The sequence below is a fragment of the Geomonas anaerohicana genome (genome assembly GCF_016458305.1).
GTDB classification, from domain to species: Bacteria; Desulfobacterota; Desulfuromonadia; order Geobacterales; family Geobacteraceae; genus Geomonas; species Geomonas anaerohicana.
The window spans coordinates 22,984-46,291 of sequence record NZ_JAEMHL010000017.1; the positions used below are offsets into that span (position 1 = coordinate 22,984).

General features: G+C 63.5%; 24 protein-coding genes. 11 read left to right on the plus strand and 13 right to left on the minus strand.

Translation table 11 applies throughout. From position 1 onward, the window contains the following. The first annotated feature begins 128 nt into the window (after positions 1-128). Entirely contained in the window at positions 129-839 is a 711-nt protein-coding gene (locus JFN91_RS20070; protein WP_199390929.1) for a response regulator, read from the plus strand. Here the strand turns inward: JFN91_RS20070 and JFN91_RS20075 are convergent. The 6 genes from JFN91_RS20075 to ybaK all read right to left on the minus strand — a co-directional run bounded on the left by JFN91_RS20075 (position 823) and on the right by ybaK (position 6,739). Beyond that, positions 823-1,386, minus strand: coding sequence for a hydrolase (locus JFN91_RS20075; RefSeq protein ID WP_199390930.1), 564 nt, complete (start codon positions 1,384-1,386; stop codon positions 823-825). The two genes, JFN91_RS20070 and JFN91_RS20075, sit on opposite strands and share 17 nt — an antisense overlap. Positions 1,387-1,510: 124 nt before the next feature. Further along, positions 1,511-2,947 (minus strand): sigma-54-dependent transcriptional regulator, encoded by a 1,437-nt coding sequence (locus JFN91_RS20080; RefSeq protein ID WP_199390931.1) that lies wholly within the window; start codon positions 2,945-2,947, stop codon positions 1,511-1,513. 166 nt (positions 2,948-3,113) lie between these two features. Further along, on the minus strand, positions 3,114-4,199 hold the full coding sequence (locus JFN91_RS20085; protein ID WP_199390932.1) for a two-component system sensor histidine kinase NtrB: 1,086 nt from the start codon (positions 4,197-4,199) through the stop codon (positions 3,114-3,116). Continuing rightward, the gene (gene dusB, locus JFN91_RS20090) at positions 4,192-5,157 is read right to left on the minus strand and encodes a tRNA dihydrouridine synthase DusB (RefSeq protein WP_199390933.1); all 966 of its coding nucleotides are present in this window, start codon (positions 5,155-5,157) and stop codon (positions 4,192-4,194) included. The genes JFN91_RS20085 and dusB overlap by 8 nt, the downstream gene beginning before the upstream one ends. A gap of 251 nt (positions 5,158-5,408) precedes the next feature. Further along, complete coding sequence (locus tag JFN91_RS20095) at positions 5,409-6,254, minus strand: SIR2 family NAD-dependent protein deacylase (RefSeq protein ID WP_328747722.1); 846 nt, start codon at positions 6,252-6,254, stop codon at positions 5,409-5,411. Between the two features lie 2 nt (positions 6,255-6,256). Further along, entirely contained in the window at positions 6,257-6,739 is a 483-nt protein-coding gene (gene ybaK / locus JFN91_RS20100) for a Cys-tRNA(Pro) deacylase (RefSeq protein ID WP_199390934.1), read from the minus strand. 127 nt (positions 6,740-6,866) lie between these two features. On the opposite strand from ybaK, the gene JFN91_RS20105 reads away from it, so the two are divergent. From JFN91_RS20105 to JFN91_RS20145, 9 genes are all read left to right on the plus strand, one after another. Beyond that, positions 6,867-7,277, plus strand: a complete 411-nt coding sequence (locus tag JFN91_RS20105) for a response regulator (protein WP_199390935.1) — start codon at positions 6,867-6,869, stop codon at positions 7,275-7,277. 2 nt (positions 7,278-7,279) lie between these two features. Beyond that, positions 7,280-7,792 (plus strand): YkgJ family cysteine cluster protein, encoded by a 513-nt coding sequence (locus JFN91_RS20110; RefSeq protein WP_199390936.1) that lies wholly within the window; start codon positions 7,280-7,282, stop codon positions 7,790-7,792. Between the two features lie 129 nt (positions 7,793-7,921). Beyond that, complete coding sequence (locus JFN91_RS20115; protein ID WP_183348614.1) at positions 7,922-8,179, plus strand: TIGR03905 family TSCPD domain-containing protein; 258 nt, start codon at positions 7,922-7,924, stop codon at positions 8,177-8,179. A gap of 11 nt (positions 8,180-8,190) precedes the next feature. Beyond that, the gene (locus JFN91_RS20120) at positions 8,191-8,421 is read left to right on the plus strand and encodes a hypothetical protein (RefSeq protein ID WP_199390937.1); all 231 of its coding nucleotides are present in this window, start codon (positions 8,191-8,193) and stop codon (positions 8,419-8,421) included. A gap of 200 nt (positions 8,422-8,621) precedes the next feature. Beyond that, entirely contained in the window at positions 8,622-9,392 is a 771-nt protein-coding gene (locus JFN91_RS20125) for an enoyl-ACP reductase FabI (protein ID WP_199390938.1), read from the plus strand. A 42-nt stretch (positions 9,393-9,434) separates the two neighbouring features. Continuing rightward, positions 9,435-11,108 carry a GTPase HflX gene (gene hflX / locus JFN91_RS20130; RefSeq protein ID WP_199390957.1) on the plus strand — a complete coding sequence of 558 codons (1,674 nt, stop codon included), beginning with the start codon at positions 9,435-9,437 and terminating at the stop codon, positions 11,106-11,108. 40 nt (positions 11,109-11,148) lie between these two features. After that, the gene (locus JFN91_RS20135; protein ID WP_199390939.1) at positions 11,149-11,766 is read left to right on the plus strand and encodes a trimeric intracellular cation channel family protein; all 618 of its coding nucleotides are present in this window, start codon (positions 11,149-11,151) and stop codon (positions 11,764-11,766) included. 3 nt (positions 11,767-11,769) lie between these two features. Further along, a complete protein-coding gene (locus JFN91_RS20140; protein ID WP_199390940.1) occupies positions 11,770-12,228 on the plus strand; it encodes an NUDIX domain-containing protein in 459 nt (152 codons plus the stop codon). Positions 12,229-12,509: 281 nt separating this feature from the next. Then, positions 12,510-14,699 carry a HAMP domain-containing methyl-accepting chemotaxis protein gene (locus JFN91_RS20145; RefSeq protein ID WP_199390941.1) on the plus strand — a complete coding sequence of 730 codons (2,190 nt, stop codon included), beginning with the start codon at positions 12,510-12,512 and terminating at the stop codon, positions 14,697-14,699. Between the two features lie 135 nt (positions 14,700-14,834). Here JFN91_RS20145 and rtcA read toward each other — a convergent pair whose 3' ends face one another. The 7 genes from rtcA to JFN91_RS20180 all read right to left on the minus strand — a co-directional run bounded on the left by rtcA (position 14,835) and on the right by JFN91_RS20180 (position 22,383). Next, positions 14,835-15,878 (minus strand): RNA 3'-terminal phosphate cyclase, encoded by a 1,044-nt coding sequence (gene rtcA, locus JFN91_RS20150; RefSeq protein ID WP_199390942.1) that lies wholly within the window; start codon positions 15,876-15,878, stop codon positions 14,835-14,837. Between the two features lie 13 nt (positions 15,879-15,891). Continuing rightward, a complete protein-coding gene (locus JFN91_RS20155) occupies positions 15,892-17,064 on the minus strand; it encodes a 6-phosphofructokinase (protein ID WP_199390943.1) in 1,173 nt (390 codons plus the stop codon). A gap of 288 nt (positions 17,065-17,352) precedes the next feature. Further along, positions 17,353-17,652 carry a hypothetical protein gene (locus JFN91_RS20160; protein ID WP_236015281.1) on the minus strand — a complete coding sequence of 100 codons (300 nt, stop codon included), beginning with the start codon at positions 17,650-17,652 and terminating at the stop codon, positions 17,353-17,355. Next, positions 17,649-18,119: a DUF2889 domain-containing protein gene (locus JFN91_RS20165; RefSeq protein WP_199390944.1), complete on the minus strand. Its 471-nt coding sequence runs from the start codon at positions 18,117-18,119 to the stop codon at positions 17,649-17,651. The genes JFN91_RS20160 and JFN91_RS20165 overlap by 4 nt, the downstream gene beginning before the upstream one ends. 152 nt (positions 18,120-18,271) lie before the next feature. After that, entirely contained in the window at positions 18,272-19,447 is a 1,176-nt protein-coding gene (locus tag JFN91_RS20170) for a thiolase family protein (protein ID WP_199390945.1), read from the minus strand. A gap of 152 nt (positions 19,448-19,599) precedes the next feature. Beyond that, on the minus strand, positions 19,600-20,769 hold the full coding sequence (locus JFN91_RS20175; protein WP_199390946.1) for a M24 family metallopeptidase: 1,170 nt from the start codon (positions 20,767-20,769) through the stop codon (positions 19,600-19,602). Between the two features lie 24 nt (positions 20,770-20,793). Next, positions 20,794-22,383, minus strand: a complete 1,590-nt coding sequence (locus tag JFN91_RS20180) for a sensor histidine kinase (protein WP_199390947.1) — start codon at positions 22,381-22,383, stop codon at positions 20,794-20,796. A 245-nt stretch (positions 22,384-22,628) separates the two neighbouring features. On the opposite strand from JFN91_RS20180, the gene JFN91_RS20185 reads away from it, so the two are divergent. Then, positions 22,629-23,111, plus strand: a complete 483-nt coding sequence (locus tag JFN91_RS20185; protein ID WP_199390948.1) for a PaaI family thioesterase — start codon at positions 22,629-22,631, stop codon at positions 23,109-23,111. Positions 23,112-23,308: the final 197 nt, after the last annotated feature.

Here is a 23,308-nt window from a genome sequence, read left to right on the forward strand (position 1 = left end):
GCCCCCTTTTTTTACAAGCAAATCCCCTCTGTCTCCCCTTTTACAAGGGGAGGACGTGAGATGCGGGAGGCGCTTCGGGGGCAGAGAACTTTCACCTTCAACACTTGATAACACCGAACGGAGTACACGTGGCGCACAAGGTCCTGCTGGTCGATGACGTGAGCATGTTTCTGGAACTGGAAAAGGATTTCCTCTCCCTCTCCGCGGTGGCTATCTTTACCGCCCGCAACGGGGAGGAGGCGCTGACAATCTGCCGGGAACAGCACCCGGACCTGGTGATCATGGACCTGCATATGCCGGTCATGGACGGCGCCGATTGCTGCCGCGCCATAAAAAAAGACCCCCATCTCTCCAGCCCGGTGATCATGGTCACCTCTGAAGGGAAGGAGGCCGATCGCCGGCTCTGCCTGGAAGCGGGCTGCGACGACTTGCTCTTCAAACCTCTGGATCGCGCGATTTTCCTCGACGCGGCCCGCAAACTCCTGCCCGCCGTGGACCGGCGCGACCGGAGGGGAAGTTGCCGCTTCAACGTTAAATTCCGTGCCTTCGGACTCACCCTTTCGGGCTTTAGCGTCAACTTGAGCCAAAACGGCCTCTACCTCGCCGCCGACATGGAGCTGGAACAAGGGACCGAACTGGAGCTGCTCTTCGCGCTTCCAGAGCCGGCAACGGCCATCATCCAGACCAAGGGGCGCATCGCCTGGCTCAACACCAGCAAGACCCGCAGGAAAGGGACGCTCCCGGAAGGCTTCGGCATCCAGTTCATCGGCATCTCAGATGAGGACCGGGAACGGATTGACCGCTACGTCAGTACCCTGTCACCTACCTCACGAGCTTAGAAAGCTTCTTGAACTCCTCGGTGCCGGCGACGCGCAGCAGCTGGAACAGCACCGACTCGGTGGAAGTCATCACCGCGCCGGCCTGGGTCATGGTCTGCAGCGCGATCTCCCAGTTGTGCTTCTTGCGGCTCATCACCGCATCGACCACCAGGTGCACCACGTAACCGCGCGACAGCAGCTCCAGGGCGGTCTGCAGCACGCAGACGTGGGTCTCCATGCCGGTCAGGATCACCTGGCGCCTGCCGTTTTTCTCCAGGGTATCGAGGAAACCTTCCCCGCCGCAGCAGCTGAAGGTCATCTTCTCCAGGCTGGGCGTGCAGAGCTTTTCCTTCAGGGCGGGCACGGTCTCGCCGAGGCCCTTGACGTACTGCTCCGTGGCGAGCGCCGGGATGCCCAGTTCGGTTGCCGCATCGAGCAGGATGGAGATGTTGTTGGTCAGCTTCCCCAGCACCTTCTCGTCCATGGCGCGGCAGAGCTTGTCCTGCACGTCGACCACCACCAGTTGTGCACTCTCTTTGTCCAGGAAAAACCTTTCCAGCAGGGTCATAACACCTCCTAAAAGCAGGTTGAGGCTAAGGTTAAGGTTGAGAAACTGAGGTCGAGGCTAAGGTTGAGGTTAAGAGTGGGGTTAAGATGTTCTCGACCTCAACATCAACCTTAACCTGATTTTTCTATTCCTTGCGCAGTTCGATCCCCAGCTCGGTGATCTTCTTCCTCAGGGTGTTGCGGTTGATGCCCAGGATGTCTGCGGCGCGCACCTGGTTGCCGCGGGTCTTCTCCAGGACGAAACGGATCAGCGGACGCTCGACCTGCTCCAGCACCATGGCGTGCACGTCGCCGCTCTCCATCTTCTCCATGTTGGAGAAGCAGCCGCGCAGCTTCAGATCGACAATCCCTTCCAGCGACAGTTCCTCACCCTTCCCTTCGCTCGGGCGGCTCCGCAGACCAGGGAAATCGGAGGCGACCAGAAGCGGATCGGGCGAAAGGATCACCGCCCTCTTGATGGTGTTCTCCAGTTCACGGATGTTGCCGGGCCAGTTGTAGTTGGAGAGGAGCTTCACGGCGTCGGCGGAAGTCCGCTTTTGCGGCACTTCGAGCTCGGCGCAGATCTTGCCCAGGAAATACTGCACCAGCAGCGGGATGTCCTCCTTGCGGTCGCGCAGCGGCACCAACTGGATCGGGATCACGTTGAGGCGGTAGTAGAGGTCCTCGCGGAACTGCTTGTTGCGGACGGACTCCTCCAGGTCCTGGTTGGTGGCTGCCACCACCCTGACGTCGACGGGGATGCTCTGGTTGCCGCCGGTCCTGGTGATCTCGCGCTCCTGCAGCACCCTGAGGATCTTCGCCTGCAGGTCGATGGGCATGTCGCCGATCTCGTCCAGGAAGATGGTGCCGCCGTTGGCCTGCTCGAACTTACCCAGCTTCCTCTCGGTGGCGCCGGTGAAGGCGCCCTTCTCGAAGCCGAACAGCTCGCTCTCCAGGAGTTCCTTGGGAATGGCGGCGCAGTTGAGCGGGATGAACGGCTTGCCCAGACGCTTGGAGTTGTAGTGGATGGCGCGGGCGATCAACTCCTTGCCCGTGCCCGACTCACCCTGCACCAGGACGGTGACGTCAGAGGGGGCCACCTTGCCGATGGTTTTGTAGACCTCACGCATGGCGGGAGAGTTGCCGATGATGGTCTTCTCGAGCTGGTAGCGGTCCGCCAGTTCCTCTTTGAGCAGCGACACCTGCGAGGTCATCTCGCGCGCCCGGCTCACCTTCTCCACCACCGCGTCGATGACGCCCAGGTCGAAAGGCTTGGTCAGGTAGTCGTAGGCGCCGCGCTTCATCGCCTCGACGGCGTTTTTCATGCTCGCCTCGGCGGTCATGATCACCACCATCAGGTCGGCACGCTCCTCTTTGACCCGATCCAGCAGTTCCAGTCCGGTGACGCCGGGCATCTTGATGTCCAAAAGCGCCAGGTCGTAGACGTTCTCCTTGATGAGCTTGAGCGCCTCGTTGCCGTCCTTGGCCAACTCGACGTTGAATCCTTTTTTCTTGAGGGCCTTGGAAAGGACCCAGCGCATGCTCTCTTCGTCATCCGCCACGAGAATGTTGTTGATTGACATAAATGCTCCTAAAAAACCGTTCAAGGTTCAACGTTCAACGTTCGATGCGGTCATCCGCCATTGGACTCTACGCCTTGACTTGCCACGCTGCAGGTCAGGTCAGGATGACGGCGCCACATGAGCGGCGCGATCGAACCTTGAACGTAGAACGTTGAACAGCTGTAAGTTATTGCACCAGCGGCAGCATGACGGTGAAGACGGTGCCACGGGAGGGGTTGGAATCGACGCGGATCATGCCGCGATGCTCGGACACGATCTTCTGGCAGATGGCCAGCCCCAGCCCCGTGCCCTGGGACTTGGTGGTGAAAAACGGGGTGAACATGTTCTCCAACACGTCCTCCGGGATACCGGGACCATTGTCGGAGATGTCGATGGCGACCATGCGGGCACGCCGCTCACCCTTTTGCGTCATAGCGTAATCGGCCAGCACCCGGCTGGTCACCTTGACCACACCGCCGGTCCCGACTGCCTCCATGGCGTTCTTGATCAGGTTCAGGAACAGCTGGGTCAAGAGCGCCTCGTCGGCGAGTATCGGGGGGATGCTGGGGTCGAAGTACTGCTGCAGGTAGACCTCTTTCCCCTCGCAGGCGTTCTTCTGCAACAGGACGATGTCGGAGAGGACCCGGTGCAGGTTCACCTTGCCAAGCTTTAGGCGCCCCGGCGAGGCGAGCCCCAGGAGCTCCTCGACGATGACGTTGACCCGCTGCACTTCCTTCAGCATGACCCGCACGTATTCCCGAAGATCCTCGTTGTCGGGAAACTCCATCTCCAGCAGCTGTGCCGCTCCCTTGATGCCGCCCAACGGGTTCTTGATCTCGTGGGCGAGGCCTGCGGCGAGCGCCCCCAACGAGGAAAGGCGGTCCGCCTGGCGCACAGCGCTCTCGAGCTCACGCACGTTGGTGAGATCACGCAGCAGTACGATGGTGCCGATGCGCTCGCCGCTCGAACTCAAAAGGGGCGAGGTGCTGGTCCCCACCGGGGTGATGCGGCTCCCCCGCTTGAGCACGATATTCTCGTGGTCGGAGACCGACATCCCGGTGCTGACGGTCTTCGCCACCAGCTCGTTCAGGGCACGGTCGTCCTTGAAGATCTCGCTGAAAAGATGCCCCAGCGCCTGACGCCTCGACACGCCGGCCAGCTCTTCGGCTGCCGGGTTCACCAGCGTCACGGCTCCGGTGTTGTCCAGCACGATGACGCCGTCACCCACGCTGTCGACCACGTTCGCGTAATAATTCTCCAGGCGGTCAGCCATTAAAGAACTCCTCCATTGCCCCGACCAGCTCGGCAGCGTGTTCGATCCGGTTCACCGCGGCCCGAAACTGCGCCGCTCCCGGAAGCCCCTTGGAGTACCAGGCAAGATGCTTGCGCATCTCCATCAGGGCCACTCTGCCCCCCTCGAACTCGCTGAAGAGCTCGAAGTGCCTGCGGGCAACCGCAAGCCGTTCCGCCACCGTCGGCGCTGCCGGGACCTCGCCCGCCATAAGGGCGAGCGCCTCCCGGAACAGCCAGGGATTCCCCATCGCGCCGCGGGCCACCATCACCGCGTCACAGCCGGTTTCGCGGAACATGCGGACGACGTCGTCCGCCGTGAAGAGGTCACCGCTGCCGATCACCGGGATCTTGAGCGCGCTCTTCAACTCAGCCAGCTTGGACCAGTTCGCTTTCCCCTCGAACATCTGGGCCCGGCTCCTGGGGTGCAGCGTTATTGCGTCGCATCCTTCTTCCTGCGCGATCCGCCCCACCTCGAGGAAGGTGTCGTCGCCGCAGACCCAGCCGGTGCGGATCTTGACGGTGAAGGGAAGCGCGGTCGCCTTGCGCACGCAGCGGATGATGCGCGCCACCTTGGCCGGCTCCTTCATCAGCGCGCTGCCGGCCCCGGTGCCGACCACCTTTTTCACCGGGCAGCCCATGTTGATGTCGATCAGTTCGCCGTATCCCTCGACCAGCCGCGCCGCCTCGGCCAGCATCTCCGGCTCGTCCCCGAAAAGCTGCATGCCGATGGGACGATCCTCCGGGGTGGTCTTCAGGAGATCGAAACTCTTGCGTCCCTCCCTGGTCAGGCCGTTGACGCTCACCATCTCGGTGAAGGTGAGCGAGGCCCCGCCGTCGCGGGCGATGATGCGCATGGGGAGGTTGGTGATGCCGGCCATGGGGGCCAGAAATACCCGATTCTTCAAGGTAAGGGAGCCGATGGCCACCGTCTTTTGCATATGTGATGACTTCCTTATCTGCCTAAAAAATGTGCATACTAACAACTAAGAATTTAAAACGCAAGGGTTTTTTGTGGCGGGCGTATACGGAAAAGGAGGGTGTCGGAAGGGACAAAACGAAATGGTGGATGCTGTTCAGAACCAGGCTCTTCCCCCTGGAGGGGGGAGGTCGGGAGGGGGGGCAGCGTTGGCGGGCTTCCCCCTCCCCTGCCCTCCCCCTCCGGGGGAGGGAGAGTATGGAAGCGAGAGGTCTACGCCTCGGTGAGCCGCAGCATCCGTTCTATGCCGCTCAGCCCCTCCAGGGCGCCGCAGGGAAGGGAGAGGTGCGGGGCGCGGATCTGCGGCTCGCGCGGGTTGATGCGGATGACGCGCGCGCCGGAGAGGGCGCCGATGCGCTCGCTGGCGGCGCGCACGGTCGGAATGGCCGTACCGGCCCCCATCTCGACCACGACGATGCGTCTGCCGGACTGGCGGGACAGGAACTGCCGGAAGCGCTCCTGCTGCCTTGCGGTGCGCTCGCCGATCCAGGCGTAGTCCCCGAACATGAGGATGTTGGGACGCGCCGCCCTACCACAGCGGGAACAAAGCGGGACGTGGTCGGCGCGCATGGTGTCCTCGTCGATGCGAAACTGTTCACGGTTGTCCCAAATCCGGTCGCAGCAGGGGCCGGTGCACTGCAGGTGGTGGATGGAGCCGTGGAACTCGAGGACGCCCTGCTCCGCAAAACCTGCTTTCTGGAACTGCCCGTCCACGTTGGAGGTGGCCACGAACGTATCGAGACCAAAGCGGGCGGCCCAGTCGAGCAGGAGGCCGAAGCCGGGATGGGGAACGGTGGCGCGGTAGAGGTTGGTACGGTGGCCGTAAAAGCCCCAGCCGAAGGCGGGATCGTGCTCGAAATGTTCAGGGTTGGCGGCGTCGACGAAGCTGATGCCGAGACGCTGATAGAGGGGGTAGGCGCGCCAGAAGCCGGTGTCGCCGCGGAAATCGGGGAGGCCGGAGTCGACCCCCATGCCGGCGCCGGCGGTAACCACCAGCGCCTGCGCGCCCGCGACCGCCTCGGCCGCGGCCCTGAAAACCGGGGCGAGATCGGCCGCCACGCCTAGATCCCCACCTTGACAGGGATCGGCTTCAGCACCCGTTGCAGCTCGGAGGGAGGCAGCGAGACCAGGAAGCCGCGGCTGCCGCCGTTGATGTAGATGAGCGGCAGTGCCAGGATGCTCTCCTCGATGTAGACCGGCATCTGTTTCCTGGTGCCGAAGGGGGAGGTCCCCCCCACCATGTAGCCAGAGTGCCGGTTGGCGGTGTCGGGGGTGCAGGGGGCGACGCTCTTGACGCCGATGGCGCGCGCCAACTCCTTGGTGGAAACCTGGAGGTCACCGTGCATCAGCACCACCAGCGGCGCGCGGGTGTCGTCCTCCATGATCAGGGTCTTGATGACGCTGTGCTCGTCGACGCCCAACTCCCGTGCCGAAACGGCGGTGCCGCCCTTCTCCTCGTAGTGGTAGGGGTGCTCGCCGAAGGTAACTCCCGCCTGCCGCAGTACCCGGATGGCAGCCGTGACCGGCGATTTCACCTTGGCCATTGCAGTTCTCCTTGAACGCATTTGATTTCGTTAGTAAAAAAGTCACTTGCCAGGCACGGACATACCGGCTATAGATTAATAGCACGTCTTCTGCAGCTTAACAACCGTGTAACTAGGGTAACTTGTTATGGGAAATGAGAACCAAAGGCCGGCCAAAGTTCTGGTGATGGATGACGACGAGATGGTCCGGTTTGTAGCGGGCGAGACCTTGAAGCGCTACGGTTTCGAGGTCGACTTCGCCAACGACGGCGCCCAGGCCGTGGAGATCTACCGCGAGCGGTACCAGGCCGGCGACGCCTTCGCCGCCGTCATCCTGGACCTGAACATCCCCGGGGGCATGGGAGGGCAGGAGGCTATGAAGCGCCTGCTCGAGATAGACCCAGCCGCCAAGGGGTACGTGTCCAGCGGCCGCACCGACGACCCGGTCATGATCAATTACCGGAACTTCGGCTTCAGCGGCACCATCGAGAAACCCTATTTCTACCTGAACAAGCAACTCATGGAAGAGTTCAGCAAGACCCTGCGCGGCACAGAGTAAGCATGACCGGATTGGAAAATTACCTCGCCCTTTTGGAGCGCATCGACGAGATCTGCCGGCGCACCTCGGAAACCTTCAGCGACCACATCACCTGCCATGCAGGCTGTGACGCCTGCTGCCGCCATCTATCCATCTTCGCCGTAGAAGCCGCCGCCCTCAAAAAAGCGCTCGCAGAGCTCCCGGCCGACCAGGCCGAGCTGGTGCGCGCCAAGGCGCGTGAGGCGCATGAGGGCTCCCCCTGTCCGCTGCTTCACGACGGGCTCTGCCTGCTCTACCAGGCCCGCCCCATCATCTGCCGCACCCATGGGCTGCCGCTATTGCTTTTGCGCGAGGGGGAACGCACCATCGACTTCTGCCCGGAAAACTTCCAGGGGCTTCCCAGCATCCCCGGCAGCGCCGTCATCGACCTAGAGCGGCTGAACATGATGCTCGCCACCATCAACGCGCTGTACCTGCAGTCCTTCCCGGGACCGGAGCGGCTCACCATAGCCCAGGCACTCACTCTCACCGATTGACATTTCCCCCGACTTCAGGGTATATGGCCCGGTGCGAAAAATTCGCAGCCGCTGTCGTACGTGAGCCGGAAGCTGGCGCAGGGGATTTGTGCGCATATACTTTACTGCTGGAAAAGGAGAGGCAACACGATGAAGGTAAGCTACAACACATCCGGGAGCTGCGCCTCCCGCATCGAGATAGAGATCGAGGACGGCGTCATCGTCGCCACCAAGTTCGTGGACGGCTGTGCCGGCAACACCCAGGCGGTGGCGGCCCTGGTGCGCGGCATGGAGGTCGGCGAAGCCATCAGGCGCCTGAAGGGGATCGCCTGCCAGGGCGACACCTCCTGCCCCGACCAACTGGCCAGAGCCCTGGAGCAGTCGCAATGCACCACCAGACCTTCCTAGACGGAGGCATTATGGAAATCTTCGGCGGGTTCATGATGATGATGAGCATCATCGGCTTCTTCCTGGTCGTGATCTGGTTCATCCTTCCCTTCGTTATCTTCAACATCAAGGGGCGCGTGGACCGCTCCGCAGCGATGCTGGAGGAGATGGACCAGCGCCTGAAGAACATGGAGCGCCTGCTCCAGGAGCGCCCGTTGTCGCCTCCCGAGGAGCCTTCCCGTCCGCTCGACCCTTCGGAGTAGCCCGTCGGCTTCGGGCCCCAGCTCTTTGCATCCCCCCCTCCCCCGTCCTTCTCGGGGGAGGGTTTTCCTACCTCCTCCCCGCCTTAAAAAGCTGTCATATCCCTTGCCAACCCCCGCTTTTTTCATTATTATGTGCCGCTACGTGTCTGCCGGCAGAGTAAAGACGATTAATCTGCCGCAGCCGACGCCAAGGAGAGTTCATGGGTTTACTGGAAGGTAAAAAAGCACTTATTTTCGGAGTTGCTAACGATAAAAGCATCGCCTGGGCCACGGCCGAGGCGTTTCATCGCGAGGGGGCCGAAGTGGCCCTCGCCTACGCCGGCGAGGCGGTCGCCAAGAGGGTGATGCCGCTGGCCGAGAGCATCGGCTGCAACCTGGTGCTCCCCTGCGACGTGAGAAGCGACGAGGAGATCGCGCGCCTGTTCTCGGACGTGCGCGAGGCGTGGGGCGGCCTGGACATCCTGGTGCACTCGGTCGCCTTCGCCAACAAGGAGGAGTTGAAGGGCTCCTTCCTGAACACCACCCGCGAGGGGTTTGCCACCGCACTGGACATCAGCGCCTACTCGCTGATCGCCATGGCGCGGGAGGCCGCGCCGCTCATGCAGGGGCGCGACGGCAGCGTGATCGCCATGACCTACTACGGCGCCCAGAAAGTGTTCCCGAGCTACAACGTCATGGGGGTGGCCAAGGCGGCGCTGGAGGCAAGCGTGCGCTACCTGGCCGAGGCGATGGGACCGGAGGGGACCCGGGTCAACGCCATCTCGGCGGGACCGCTGCGGACCCTTGCTTCCGCCGGTATCGGCGGCTTCGGCCAGATCGCCGGTCACGTCGCCGACAAGGCGCCGCTTAGGCGCAACATCTCGCAGGAGGAGGTCGGTAACGCCGCCCTCTACCTCGCCAGCCCTCTTGCCAGCGGCGTCACCGGCGAGATCCACTTCGTGGACTGCGGCTACAACATCATCGGGCTGTAGCGGAGGCGCGCCATCAAAGGATTGCACGGTAACCTGACAGGGCTGAAATCGAGCCAGGTAAACAGGCTGGAAAGGCTGTACCGCCGCCGCGTGAAACCCACGGAGGTCATCTCCCTGGAACTCGCCCGCGAGCTGGCCGACATCTCGCTGGAGATCCGCCGCCAGATCGGCATCCTGGTCTCCCGCATCGGCGAGATCGCCTACGTGGTGGTGGGCGACGAGCGCGGCATCATGATCCCGGCCCTCGACGATTACCCGCTGGGCAAGAGGCTCTTGCGCGGCGTGCGCCTGGTGCACACCCACCTCAAGGGCGAAGTGCTCTCCGACGACGACCTGACCGACCTGTCGCTTTTGCGCCTGGACCTGATCGCAGCCCTGCAGCTCACCCAGAATCCGGACCGCTTCTCGATCCAGACCGCCGCGCTGGTCCCGCCCGACGGGGGGCACCTCCCCTACCAAGTGGAACCCTCGGTCCCCTTCCAGAAGTACGACCTCGAATTCAAAGGATTCGTGGAGACCCTGGAACAGACCATGGAGCGCGGGTTGAAGGAAGGGAAGGTGGTCGCCAGCGGCCAGGAGCGCGGCATCCTGATCTCGGTGACCCAGCGCCCCATGGAAGAGGCGGTCGACTCCATCGAGGAACTTAAGGAACTGGCCCGCACGGCCGGCGTCGGTGTACTGGATACCGTGATCCAGCGCCCCAAGGAGTTCAACCCGCGCTACCTTCTGGGCGAGGGGAAGATCCGCGAGGTGGTGATCAAGGCGCTGCAGTACGGGGCCACCATGCTGGTCTTCGACCAGGAACTTTCGCCGGCCCAGGTCCGCTCCATATCGGAATTGACCGAACTGAAGGTCATCGACCGCAGCCAGCTGATCCTGGACATCTTCGCCCGGCGCGCCACCACCCAGGACGGCAAGGTGCAGGTGGAGCTGGCCCAGCTGAAGTACCTGATGCCCCGTCTCTCAGGTCGCGGCGTGCAGATGTCGCGGCTCATGGGGGGTATCGGCGGGCGCGGCCCCGGCGAGACCAAGCTCGAAGTCGACCGGCGCCGCATCCGCGACCGCATCGCGCACCTGGAGCGCGAGCTGAAGGAACTCTCCAACGGCCGCTACCAGCGCCGCCAGAAACGGATCAAGGCGGGCATCCCCATCATCTCCATCGTTGGCTATACCAACGCCGGCAAGTCCACCCTCTTGAACACCATGACCAAGAGCGAGGTGTTCACCGAGGACCTCCTCTTCGCCACGCTGGACACCTCGTCCCGGCGGCTGCGCTTCCCCCTGGACCGCGAGGTGATCATCACCGACACCGTCGGCTTCATCAGGAGCCTCCCCAAGTCGCTCATGGGGGCCTTCAAGGCGACCCTGGAGGAGTTGAAGGACGCGGACCTCCTGGTGCACCTGGTCGATTGCGGCCACCCGCGCCTGGAGGAGCACATCAACCAGGTCAACACCATCCTGGCCGAGCTGGAATTGTCCCAGAAGCCGACCCTTTTGGTGTTCAACAAGATGGACCTGCTCCCGGACCTGAAGAAGAGCGATCCCCTCGCTTTCATGAAGGTGCGGCAGTTGACCCGCAAGTACGGCGCCATCACCATCAGCGCCTCCGATCGCAAGACCCTCGAACCGCTCATGAAGGAGCTGCAGCAGCGTTTCTGGCACGATGTCGAGGATTACCGGGCCCCGGGGGAGAACCACGACGAGTTCGAGGAGTAGCCGACTCGCCCGATCCCGCAGCAGAGGAACCGATCTTTTCATGGACCAGCAAGCCATCATCTATGCCCTCGACCTCCTGGGCACCGTCGCCTTCGCCGCCTCGGGAGCGCTCGCCGGCGTGCGCCGCGGCATGGACCTCCTGGGCATCATCGTGCTGGGGATCGTCACCGCCACCGGCGGAGGCGTCATCCGCGACGTCCTTTTGAACGACACCCCGCCCTTCTGCTTCAAAAACGAGCTCTACCTCTACCTCGCCGTGGCCGCCTCGGTGGTGGTCTTTCTGACCCCCAGGAGCTTCGAGCGCATGAACCGCGCCATGCTCCTTCTGGACGCCCTGGGGCTGGGGACCTTCCTGGTGATCGGTACGTCAAAGGCGCTCCAGTTCAACCTGGGGCTCATGGGCGCCATCATCATGGGGGTGATGACCGCCACCTGCGGAGGGCTGGTGCGCGACCTCCTCTCCAACGAGATCCCGCTCATACTGCAGCGCGAGATCTACGCCTCGGCCTGCGTGGTAGGGGGAGCCCTGTTCTTCTTCCTGCACCAGACCAGCGTCCCCTCCCAGATCAACCTCACCGTCTCCGCCCTGACCGTGATCGCCATCCGCTGCACCGCCATCGTCAAGGGGTGGCAACTGCCGCGCGGCCAGGCGCTCTAGCCCATGCCCAAACAAAGCGCAGGGCTCATCATGTACCGCCTGGTCAACGGCGAGCTAGAGTTCCTGCTGGTGCACCCCGGCGGCCCCTTGTGGGCCAAGAAGGACCTGGGGGTATGGTCGATACCCAAGGGGGAATACCTTTCTGGCGAGGACCCGCTCGAGGTGGCGCGGCGCGAATTCTGCGAGGAAACGGGACTGACGCCGGAGGGGGAATTCCGGGAACTGTCAGAGATCAGGCAGGCCGGCGGCAAACGGGTCAAGGCATGGTTCTTTGCCGGCGACTGCGATCCCGCCACTCTCACCAGCAACAGCTTCACCATGGAATGGCCGCCCCGCTCGGGACGGCAAAAAGAGTTCCCCGAAGTGGACCGCGCCGCCTGGTTCACCGTCCCGCAGGCGCGGGAGAAGATCCTCCCCAGCCAGCTCCCCCTGATCGACCAGGTGACCTCCCTGCTGCAATGAGCCACGTAAGCAAATAAGGCGCATTCTCTTCGTTTTTTCCCGCCGCGGACGCCGTCCCGCCATCCCGGCCAGATTTCCGGCGCTACTTCACCACCTTACCGACGGCACCTTCAAGACCCCCTCCTCCCCTCCCTCATTCGGGGGCGATCGTACCCTACTTTTTTTCTCGTATACGTTCAAGTTCGCGAATGTACAGGACGATGGGAAAGATAACGTCGCTGCGAGGCAGAGCCGACCACCCTGTCAGCCCGCAGCACGACTAAAATGAACCGGGGGGGAAGATGAAGATTCAGGACATGAAGATCGGTACACGGCTCAGCGTTGGGTTCGGCATCATCCTGTTACTGCTCCTTGTCATCGGTGCCATCAGCGTTTTCAGCATGCTCAAGATCGACCAGGGGCTGGAAACGATCGTAAAGAAGGATTACGCCAAGATAAAGCTGGCCAACGAAAGCGCCGACAACGTCTCAACCATCGTCTCCAGCATCAAATCTATGGTGATCACGTCGGATCCGGCGGCACGGCGCGAGGAAAACAAGCAGATCGAGCAGGCCCGGCAGCAGTACAAGGCGGCCATGGATAAGCTGGAAAAACTGGAGGTGACGGAGAAGGGGAAGGCACTCATTGGCAAGGCCAAACTCTCTCTCGACAATGCACGCAAGGCTAACAACCAGGCCATAGAACTGGCCATGGCAGGAAACAGCGCGCGGGCGGCAACGGTATTCGAAAAGGAAGCGGAGCCGCTCTGTGTGGCCATTGACACTGCCTTCAGGGAGTTGGTGCAGTACCAGGAGCAGGGGATCGAGGAGCGTTACGGCACTGCCGCCGCCCTCTCCTCGCGCTCCCGCGTCATCGCCATCTCCTTGGCCCTCTTGGCCATCGCCATCGGCGCGGTGATCGGCTTCGTCATCACCCGCAGCATCAGCCGCCCGGTGGGCGCCCTCTCGGCCTGCGCGGACAAGCTCGCGCTCGGAGACGTCGAGGTGGATATCGACACCGAGGGCAAGGACGAGATCGCGCTCCTGGCGCGTTCCTTCAAGAACATGGCCGACAACATCAAGGAGGCCTCGCTCGCCGCCGAGCGCGTTGCCCACGGCGACCTCTCGGTCCAGGTCACCCCAAAATCGGCGCGGGACCTGATGGGCAACAACCTCTCCACCATGATCGCCACCATCGGAAAACTGAGCCTGGAGATGAACGAGCTGATCAAGGCCATCAGGGAGGGGAAGCTCAGCGTGCGCGCCGACGCCGCGTCCTTCCAGGGGGCCTGGGGCGAGTTACTTACCGGACAGAACCGCCTGATCGAGGCCTTCGTGCAGCCCATCGACGTCACCTCGCGCCACCTCGCCCGCATCTCGGTGGGGGACATCCCCGCCAAGATCACCGACACCTATTACGGCGACTTCAACGACATCATCAACAGCCTCAACTTGCTGATCGAGGCCAATAACGACGCCACCAAGCTCGCCAAGGAGATCGCCGACGGCAACCTGCTCCTCGAGGTGAAGCAGCGCTCGGACAATGACGGGCTGATGCAGGCACTCGCCGCCATGGTGCGCAACCTGACCCGCGTGGTCTCCGATGTGAAAATCGCGGCCGACAACGTCACCTCCGGAAGCCAGGCACTCAGTTCCACCTCCGAGGAGATGTCCCAGGGGGCAAGCGAGCAGGCGGCCTCCGCCGAAGAAGCCAGCGCCTCCATGGAGCAGATGACCTCCAACATCAGGCAAAATGCGGACAATTCGCTGCAGACGGAGAAGATCGCCGTAAAATCGGCGACCGACGCCAGCGAGAGCGGCGACGCGGTGGCACGGACGGTGGCGGCCATGAAGGAGATCGCTTCCAAGATCTCGATCATCGAGGAGATCGCACGGCAGACCAACCTGCTGGCCCTGAATGCTGCCATCGAGGCGGCCCGGGCGGGAGAGCACGGCAAGGGATTCGCCGTGGTCGCCTCCGAGGTGAGAAAACTCGCCGAACGGAGCCAGCGGGCAGCCGGGGAGATCGGCGACCTTTCCCTCACGTCGGTCGAGGTGGCGGAGCACGCCGGGACCCTGCTGGAGATGCTGGTCCCCGACATCCACAAGACCGCGGAACTGGTGCAGGAGATCTCCGCCGCCTGCAAGGAACAGGATACCGGCGCCGAGCAGATCAACCGCGCCATCCAGCAGCTCGACCAGGTGATCCAGCAAAACGCCAGCGCATCCGAGGAGATGGCCTCCACCGCGGAAGAGCTCGCCTCGCAGGCCGAGCAGTTGCAAGGCACCATCGCCTTCTTCAAGGTGGGGGCTGCCACGCTGGAACAGCGGCAGCCGCGTAAGGGTGCCGCCCCCCCGGCTTCCGCGACCGTGAAGCGGGGGCAGCAAAAGCTGACCCGCTCGGCAAGCGCGGTGGCCGAGCTGAACGGGGTCGACTTGAACATGGTGGCCAACGAGGAAAGCCTGTTGCAGGCGGGATTCGAGAGGTACTAGCAGAAGGGTTGCAGAAGGGGCTGGCTCCGTCAGGTGCCAGTCCCTCTCGCGGAACGCTCCTTTCAGCTTAGCCGGCGTCCAAGCACTAAGGGGACAGGCACCTGGCGGAGCCAGTCCCCTCCTGCGGCAAAGTTTTTATTCGGGGATGGGGGTGATGACCACCGCGCCGGGTCCCCCTTCGCTTCCTTCCACGCGGCAGGCGAGCTCTAGGAAGTAGCCGGCCACCAGCAGGTTGGTGGCCAGGTGGCTCGTTAGGCGCGAGGTGCGAAAGAGCGAGCCTGCCGAGGCGCGGGCCAGGTAGAGCACCAGCTGGTCGGCCAGGTGCGGATCGATCGGTTCCCCGCTTTCGTGGTGTTCGAGTAACTCGCGCGCAGCCTCGGCACCGACTGCTTCAGCGGGCTTGCCCCGCTCACCCAGAGCGGTGAAGCCGGCCACGGCATGCTCGTACTCCCCCTTGATGAAAATGAAGGTTCCCTGACCGAAGATGGTCAGCTCGCGCGTTTCGATGTCCATGGGCAGGCCCCGTTCCAACCGTCCCTTGAGAGTGGAGAGTGCCGAATGGAGCTGCCGTTCGGCGATGGCCCTGGGGAGGTTGCCGACGGCGGAGACGATGCTCAGGCGGGTCAGCCTCCCCCGCTCCCGGACCAGGTACGGGGCCAGCACCTCGGCCGGCTCCACCGTGCACCCCACCCGCCCTCCCCCCTTGGGATAGAAACCGAAGGAGCGGGCAGCAGTCTCGCCGCGGACCCCGAGGCGGGCGATGCTGGGCCAGAAGATTTCCTCGAAGTAGTTCCAGGAAGGGCTGAAGGGGACATGGGTGCCGCCGATGACCGTGATCCTGCTCGCCTTGCGGGCGGCCAGCAGAGGGGGAATCACGGTCTGGAGCACCAAGGTGGCGGAGCCGGCGGTGCCGATGTCGAAGCTGTACTCTCCGGGGGTGATGCGGTCGGGAAGGAAGCTGAGCTCAGGGGAGCCGAGCCGGTCTCCGGCGACGTTGGCCGAGGAGATGCGCGCCGCCGCCTGCACCGCCATGAGGTGCTGGCGCATCAGGCCGGACTTGGAGCGGTTCTTCCTGATGTTGTAGATGTGGAAGGCCTGGCCGGTCAGGCAGGACAGGCTCAAGGCGCTGCGCAGGACCTGCCCTCCCCCTTCCCCCATGCTGCCGTCGATCTCGATCATGGCTCTCCCGCTGTCAGTACAGGAACATCGGCTTGCCCAGCACGTGGCGCACCTTGGGGCGGTACTCGGCCGCATCGTAGAGTTCGGCCACGTCCACCCGCTTCTCCCCCTGCATGATGGTGCTGATCGGGATATGCCGGTAGGTCCCCCCCTGCATGGCGACCATGCGCCCCGACATCCCTTCGGTGATCAGGTCCATGGTCATGTTGGCGTAGTTGTAGGCCACCATGAGGTCCAGCGAATCGGGGGCGCCGCTGCGCATGAGATAGGAGAGCTGCTGGTAGATGATGTGGGAACCGGTCAGCTGCTTCACCGCCTCGCTCACCACCACGCCGATGCCGCCGAGTTTTTTATGCCCGTAGGCGTCCTCCTGCCCGTACTCGACGATCTGCCCCCCCACCATGGACGCCCCTTCCGAAATGGTCACCATGGCGTAGTTGCTGCGGTTGGATTTCTTATCCTCCTGCAGCAGCAGCGCAAGCTTTTCGACGTCGAAGGGGACCTCGGAGATAAGGGCACGATCCACCCCCGCCAGGTACGCAGAGATGAGCGATGTCTCCCCGGAGTTCCTGCCGAAGAGCTCCACCACCGCGATCCGCTCGTGCGACCCGGCGCTGGTGCGCAGGTTGTGGATGAAGTTGACGCTCCTCGTGACCGCCGTGGAGAAACCGATGCAGTAATCGGTGCCGAAGACGTCGTTGTCCATGGTCTTCGGTATGGCCACGATGGGAACCCCCTCGCGGTTGAGACGTTCGGCGTAGCTCAAGGTGTCGTCGCCGCCGATCGGTATCAGCACGTCGATGCCCAGGTGCTCCAGGTTGGCGAGGATGTGCGAGGTGAAATCGTGATGTCCCTCAGCGGCGGGGTCGAACTCGGCGCCGCGCAGGAACATGGGGACATCGCTGCCGGCCACCTTGCCGGGGTTGGTGCGACTGGTGTGCAAAAAGGTCCCGCCGGAACGGTCGACGGTACGTACCGTGTGCCGGTCCAGCGGCATGACGGTGTGGTCCCAGGTGTCCGGGTCGTCGCGGTTGTAGGCCAAAAGCCCCCCCCAGCCGCGCCGGATGCCGACCACTCGATACCCGCTTTCGGAGGCGCGCGCCACCAGGGTCTTCAAGGCGGGATTGAGCCCCGGCACATCGCCGCCGCCGGTCAGGACGCCTATGGTCTTCTGCCTGTCTGCCATGGCAATCTCCTTTAATGATCATGGTTAAAAAACTTTCACATTATACAGGAGAGGGTTTTCATTTCAAGGCGGCGGGGGGATGGGTACTTTAGAAAGATTGAGAGGGAATTACTGGGCTGACACGAAGCAAATCCCCCCTGTCCCCCCTTCGTAAAAGGGGGGGAACGTACCGTCTCGTGTCACCCTTCGTAGCAAGGTTCATCCGGGAATTCAGGGGAGCAAGTTACGTCCTCCCCCAAGCCCTGCACGAGGCGGCAGTCGATGGAGGCAAGGAACTCTTTCTGCGGCTCACGTGGTGAGGTAGTAGGTGATCTCGTTGTGCCCGACCAGGAGTTCCAGCCCCGTGAGCGCCGGCGGGGCGCAGGGGGGCGCCCCGCATTCCTGCAGCAGGGGCCAGGCGTGCACCTCGCATTCGGGGGTGAAGTAGAGGTCGATGCCCCCCTCACCGGCTTGTCTGCGGAAGAGAGCCATGGTGCGGGGGCCGCCGGCCGAGCGAAAGAGCGCAGTGAAGGCATCCGCAATAGCGGTCAATCGTGCGGCGGAATCGTCGCCGGCGCCCAGGGGAAGATGGTGCCATTGCATGGTCATTGTGGCCTCCGGCCTCTGCCCTTATCGGGGGGCGCGACGTACCCGGCGCAGGTGCCCACCAGCTTCTCGTGGATCGCGTCGAGCATCTGGGCCTCGTCGGTGATACCGGCGGCGGCGCCCAGGTTCAGGGCCAGCGGCAGGAGCCCCAAAAGCAGGTTGCGCATGTTGCCGCACCCGGTGGAGCCGCCCAGCGCCTCGGAAACCTTGCGCTGCAGGCCGCGCCCGATCACGAAGCCGTTCAGCGCCGCCATCCGGGCGGAGACGTTGCGGCAGTCAGGGGTGGGGGACTTGCGGAAATCGGCCTGGGCCGAAATGATCTTCATGGTGGCGACCTCGACCCGCACCTCCAGGAGCACGTCGTGGAAACGATCCTTCATGGTGGCGGTGAGCAGCGCCGTGCCGTCGGGCAGCTTCAACAGGCGGTACGAGATGTCCCTTTGAAAATCTTCCATGGTGTTCAGTTGCATCGACACTACCTTTCCAGCCTGGATGTCCGGCCCGGGAGCCGCCATAGCGGCCGGTCCGTCGGGGGGAGAGTTTCGCCGCTTAGACCGGATATGTCAAGCGAAAGTCGGGGGCTGGCGCCGCCTCATCAACATCGTGCGCGGCAAAGCGTACGCTACACCCTCTCAAAGATCGCTGCCACCGCCTCGCCCCCGCCGATGCAGAGCGAGGCCAGGCCATAGCGCTTCTTGCGCACTCCCAGCTCCCGCACCAGGGTGGCGACCAGCCGCGCGCCGCTGGCGCCGATGGGATGGCCGATGGCACAGGCGCCGCCGTTGACATTGACCCTGGCGGCGTCGAGCCTCAGCTCCCTGATGGCTATCAGGGGCACCGCCGCGAAGGCTTCGTTGATCTCGAACAGGTCGATCCGGGACAACTCCAGCCCGGCCCTGGCGCAGACGGCCCTGATGGCGCCCACCGGCGCATCGGTGTAGTGGTCGGGATGCATGCTGCTGGTGGCGTAGGCGATGATCCGGGCCTTGGGAGCAAGGCCAAGGCGCTCGACCGCCTCCGCACCGGCCAGCAGGGCAAAGGCGGCGCCGTCGTTGATGGTGGAGGCGTTGCCGGCGGTGATGGTCCCCTCCCGGCCAAAGGCAGGCCTCAAGTCCGCCATGCGCGCGATGTCGGAGCGATAGGGTTCCTCGTCTTCCTCGACCACTTCCTTGCCGTGGCGCCCCTTTTTCAGGAGCGGCACGATCTCGTCGGCAAAGATCCCCTCGCTCACCGCCTCCTGCGCCAGCCGGTACGAGCGCAGCGCGAACTCGTCCTGCGCCTCGCGCCCGAGCGCGTGCCGCTTCACCGCCTCCTCGGCGATCTCACCCATGTGCCGCCCCGAATAGGGGTCCTGGAGGCCGTCGTAGAGCATGAGGTCCAGCAGTTGCCCGTGCCCCATGCGGAAACCGTAGCGCGCCTTCTTCAGGAAGAAGGGAGCCTGGGACATGCTCTCCATGCCGCCGGCCAGGACGATTTCGGCGTCGCCGAGGGCTATGGCTCCCGCGGCGAGCATGATCGCCTTCAAGCCGCTGCCGCAGACCTTGTTGATGGTCAAGGCATGAGCGCTGTCCGGGATCCCGGCCCGCCGCATCGCCTGGCGCGCCGGTGCCTGGCCGCAGCCGCCGGAAAGGACCTGGCCGGCGATCACCTCGTCCACCGCGTCCGGGGCGACACCGCTACGCTCCAGGAGGGCCTGCAGCACCGGGGCGGCCAGCGCCGGCGCCTCTAGGTCGCACAGCGCTCCGCCGAAGGAGCCAAAAGGTGTCCGCAACGCCTCGATCACGAATATGTCTTTCATGCCCCTTCCCCCCACGCCACTGTCGATAAGAGAATAAAATGTACCGGGTTTTGGTCATATCTCCAGTGGCCGCTGGCAAAACCGCGACGAAACAGAAAAGAAAAAGGCAGCCCGGTGAGGACTGCCCTTTATATCAAAGGCTGTGCCTGTGCTTACAGGTAGACGATGTCGTCGGGGAGGTCGCTCAGCCTGACACCACCCGCCTCGCTTACGGCAAAGGTGTTCTCTATGCCGATGACACCCATGCCCGGGAACACGAACTTGGGCTCTATGGCCAACGTCTGCCCGGCCTGAAGTGCTACCTTGAACCCTTGTGCCAGTACCGGGAACTCGTCCAGCTCGAGCCCCACGCCGTGACCGACGAATTTCGCGTTCTCGCCGGGCGCCCCCATGAAGTGGTCGGAGAGCCCCGCCGCCTGCGCCATCCCGGCAGCCTGAAGGAACAACTCCTCGCATATCGCGCCCGGTTTCAGATGCTCGGCCAGGTATCCCTGGATGGCCAGCGCGGTCCGGAAGGCATGCTCGAGTTCCGGCGCCAGCTTGCCGATCACGAAGAACCTGGTCATGTCGATGATGTAGCCGTTGAAGACGCCGGTGTAGTCGATGAGGATCGGGGCGTCGACGGGGATCAGGGCGGCGGAGGCGCCGTGAGGCGAGGCGCTGGACATCCCTTTGCCGGTGACCGCGCCGTCGAAGAAGCCGGTGGCGCCGGCGGTGGCTGAGGAAACCGCCAGCCCCTGGAACAGCTCCTGGTTGAAGGCGCGCATGCGCACGTACCCTTCTCCCCCCGCCTTCCTGAGCCGGTACTCGAACTCGGCGGCGAGATCCACCTCGCGCATCCCCGCCTTCAGGAACCCGGGCACCTCGCGGAACACGCCGGCCAGCTGCGCGCCGCAGTAGCGGATCTGCTCCAGCTCCCAGGGCGACTTGACCGACCGGATCTCACGGTTTAGGGCCGAGACGTCGACGAAGTCGCGGCCGGGCAGGAGCTTTTGATAGTAGTTGAGCTGCTGTACCGGAGCCACGTCGAAGGTGAAGCCGATGGTGCGCACCTGTTCCCCGAACTCCCCGGGGAACTCCTTGCTGGAGGGAAAGGGGCGGGTGTCGTCGATGCAGCTTTCCTGCTGCCCCCGGGTGAAGCTCTTGCGCACCCAAAGGCGCGGCGCTCCCGTGGCCGGGACCCAGAGCGTCGAGTTCTGGCGGGTACCGGAAAAATAGTAGACGTCGATGGGGTGAATGAAGAGGGCGCCGTCCATCCCTTTGTCCCGTAGCCCCTCCTGCAGCCTCGAGATACGCTGTTGTGATTCCTGCCTGGTTAGCATCGGTCCTCCCTGGTGAGCCGGCCTCTAGCCGAGCGTAAAGAAAAAAGTGGCGCCACTGTCGGGCTCGGACTCGGCCCAGATGTGCCCCCCGTGGCGCTGGATGATGCGCTGCACGCTGGCCAGGCCGATGCCGGTCCCCTTGAAATCGTCGCAGTCGTGCAGGCGCTGGAACGGCGTGAACAGGGCGGCGGCCCGGCTCATGTCGAACCCGGCGCCGTTGTCCCGCACGAAAAACGCATCCCGCCCCTGGTGCCGCACCGTGCCGAATTCCAGCCTGGTCTCCTCCTTCTTGGCGGAATACTTCCAGGCGTTGCCCAACAGGTTGTCGAGCACCACCCGCAGCAACTGGGGATCCGCGTCGGCCACAACGCCGGGTTGGACCACGCACTCCGCGCGGCGCTGCGGATCGGAAAGCCTGAGTTCGGCGAGGATCTCCTGGGCGAGCCCGCTCACGTCCACCAGTTCCCGGTTCAGGGACACCGTGTAGCGGCGCGAGAAGTTGAGCAGGGTGTCGATCAGGTGGTTCATCTTGATGCTGCCGTTGATGATCTCCTGCACGTAGTCCCGGCACTGCGCTTCCAGCTGCTGGCCGTAAAGCTCCATGATCACCTGGGCGAAGCCGTAGATGGCGGTGAGGGGGCGCCGCAGGTCGTGGGAGACCGTGTAGTTGAAGGCCTCGAGCTCCTCGTTGGCGGTCTCGAGTTCGAGGGCGCGCGCCGAGAGATGGGTATGGAGCACCTCGATCTCCTCGGCGGCCTGCTTGCGGCGGGTGACATCGGAGATCATGGCGAAGGAGCCCTGGAATACGCCGACGGCGTCGTGGATGGGCATGGCCGAGACGCTGGCCCAGACCCTGGTGCCGTCCTTGCGCACCAGGATGGTTTCGTAGTGTTCTGAGACGCCCTTCTCGCGGCTTTTCTGGCGGGCGGCGGTGTCCTCGTGCAGCGCCTTGTCCACGAACTCCAGGAAGGGGCGCCCCAGCAACTCGACCACCTCGTATCCCAGCATCTCGGCGAACTGACGGTTCAGGTAGGAAAGGCAGCCGATGCGGTCTGCGGCGACGATGGCTTCCTGCGAGGTCTCTACGATCATGCGGAAGCGGGCCTCGCTCTCCTTGAGCGCCTTCTCGGCCGCCTTCCACTCGGTCACGTCGATCATGACCGCCAGCGAGCGGGAGATGGCGCCTTGCGCGTCCCGCTCTGCAGCGGCGCTCAAGAGGACGTCGATCACCGCGCCGTTTTTCTTGACCAGCTGGTACTCTACGTTGCGGCAATAGCCGACGCGGAAAAACTCCGGCAGCACCGTTTCCACGGCGTAGCGCTGCGAGGCGGGGGTAAGGAAATCGATGGAAGGACGCCCCAGCACCTCCTCGCGGGAGTAGCCCAGCACCTCGGTCCAGTAGTTGCTGACCCCGAGCAGCAGGCCGTTGCGATCGATGGAATGCAGCATGACCGGCGTGTCGCTGTAGAGGCAGCGGGAGCAGCGCGGCGCCTGGTCCTGCCCATCCAGGGCCTCTTGCTGCTCTTTCACTATCCGGCGCAGCGCGGCATTTTCAGCCTGCAGTCTGGCCACCTCGGCCTGGAGATCGCCTGCGGTTGTCACTTCGTCTTTCATAACAACTCCGGCACTGGAAATAAGGTTGGGGTGTGGATTTGTTTACGCTTTGTCGAGCAAACTGTCAACTGAATTCACCTTGCAAAATCACGAGAATTGGTCAGGCAACCTGGCGATTCCAATGGGAATGTTGCCCGCCTCGCTCTTTTTGTAAACAAAGGGGCGATGGAGTCTTTATTTCCGGAAAAAAGTCTGCTAAGGTTACCCCTGCTTTACGTGCACGTAAACCAGTAAGGAGAAAGACAGTGTCCAATTCAACCGTACTGAAAGCTTGTGAAAAGACCGAAATCGATCTGAGCGGGGAGCCGGACTGGGTCCCGTTCGACGCACCGGCCCTGGTGGGAGACTCCCTGCGTTTCGTCTCGGGCGATTCCCGCGGCGACCGCTTCCGGGCCCGCTACTACCGGGATGCGGAGCAGCACCTGCACGCCCGTTTCTGGCTTGGTCCCGAGGCGGAGGGGCCTCCGGGACATGCCCACGGCGGTGCCGTGGCGGCCATCATGGACGAGGCACTGGGGCTTGCCGCCTGGGCGGCCGGTTACCCCATCGTGGTGGGCAACCTCAACGTGAGTTTCCGCAACATGCTGCCGCTTCGGAAGGTGGTGACCGTGGAAAGCAGGGTCGTTTCCGTGGAAGGAAGGAAGATCATGGTGCACGGCCGCATCTTCCGCGGCGACAAAACCTTCGCCGAGGCACAATGTTTGTGCATCACCATCCCCGGTAAGTAAGCTGATCACTGCGGCGGCGCCAGCGCCGCCGCACAAATTCCCTCCGAAGTTATTTCCCGCTCCCTCTACCGCTGACGGCCATTGCCCTGTCTCTGCCACGCCTGCCAGGTCTCCAACGCCTTTCCCCATGGTGCGTCCTTCGTTTTTCGCACAGTCGACGTTCCAATCTCCCATTAAATTTCCACGCTAATTGCCGA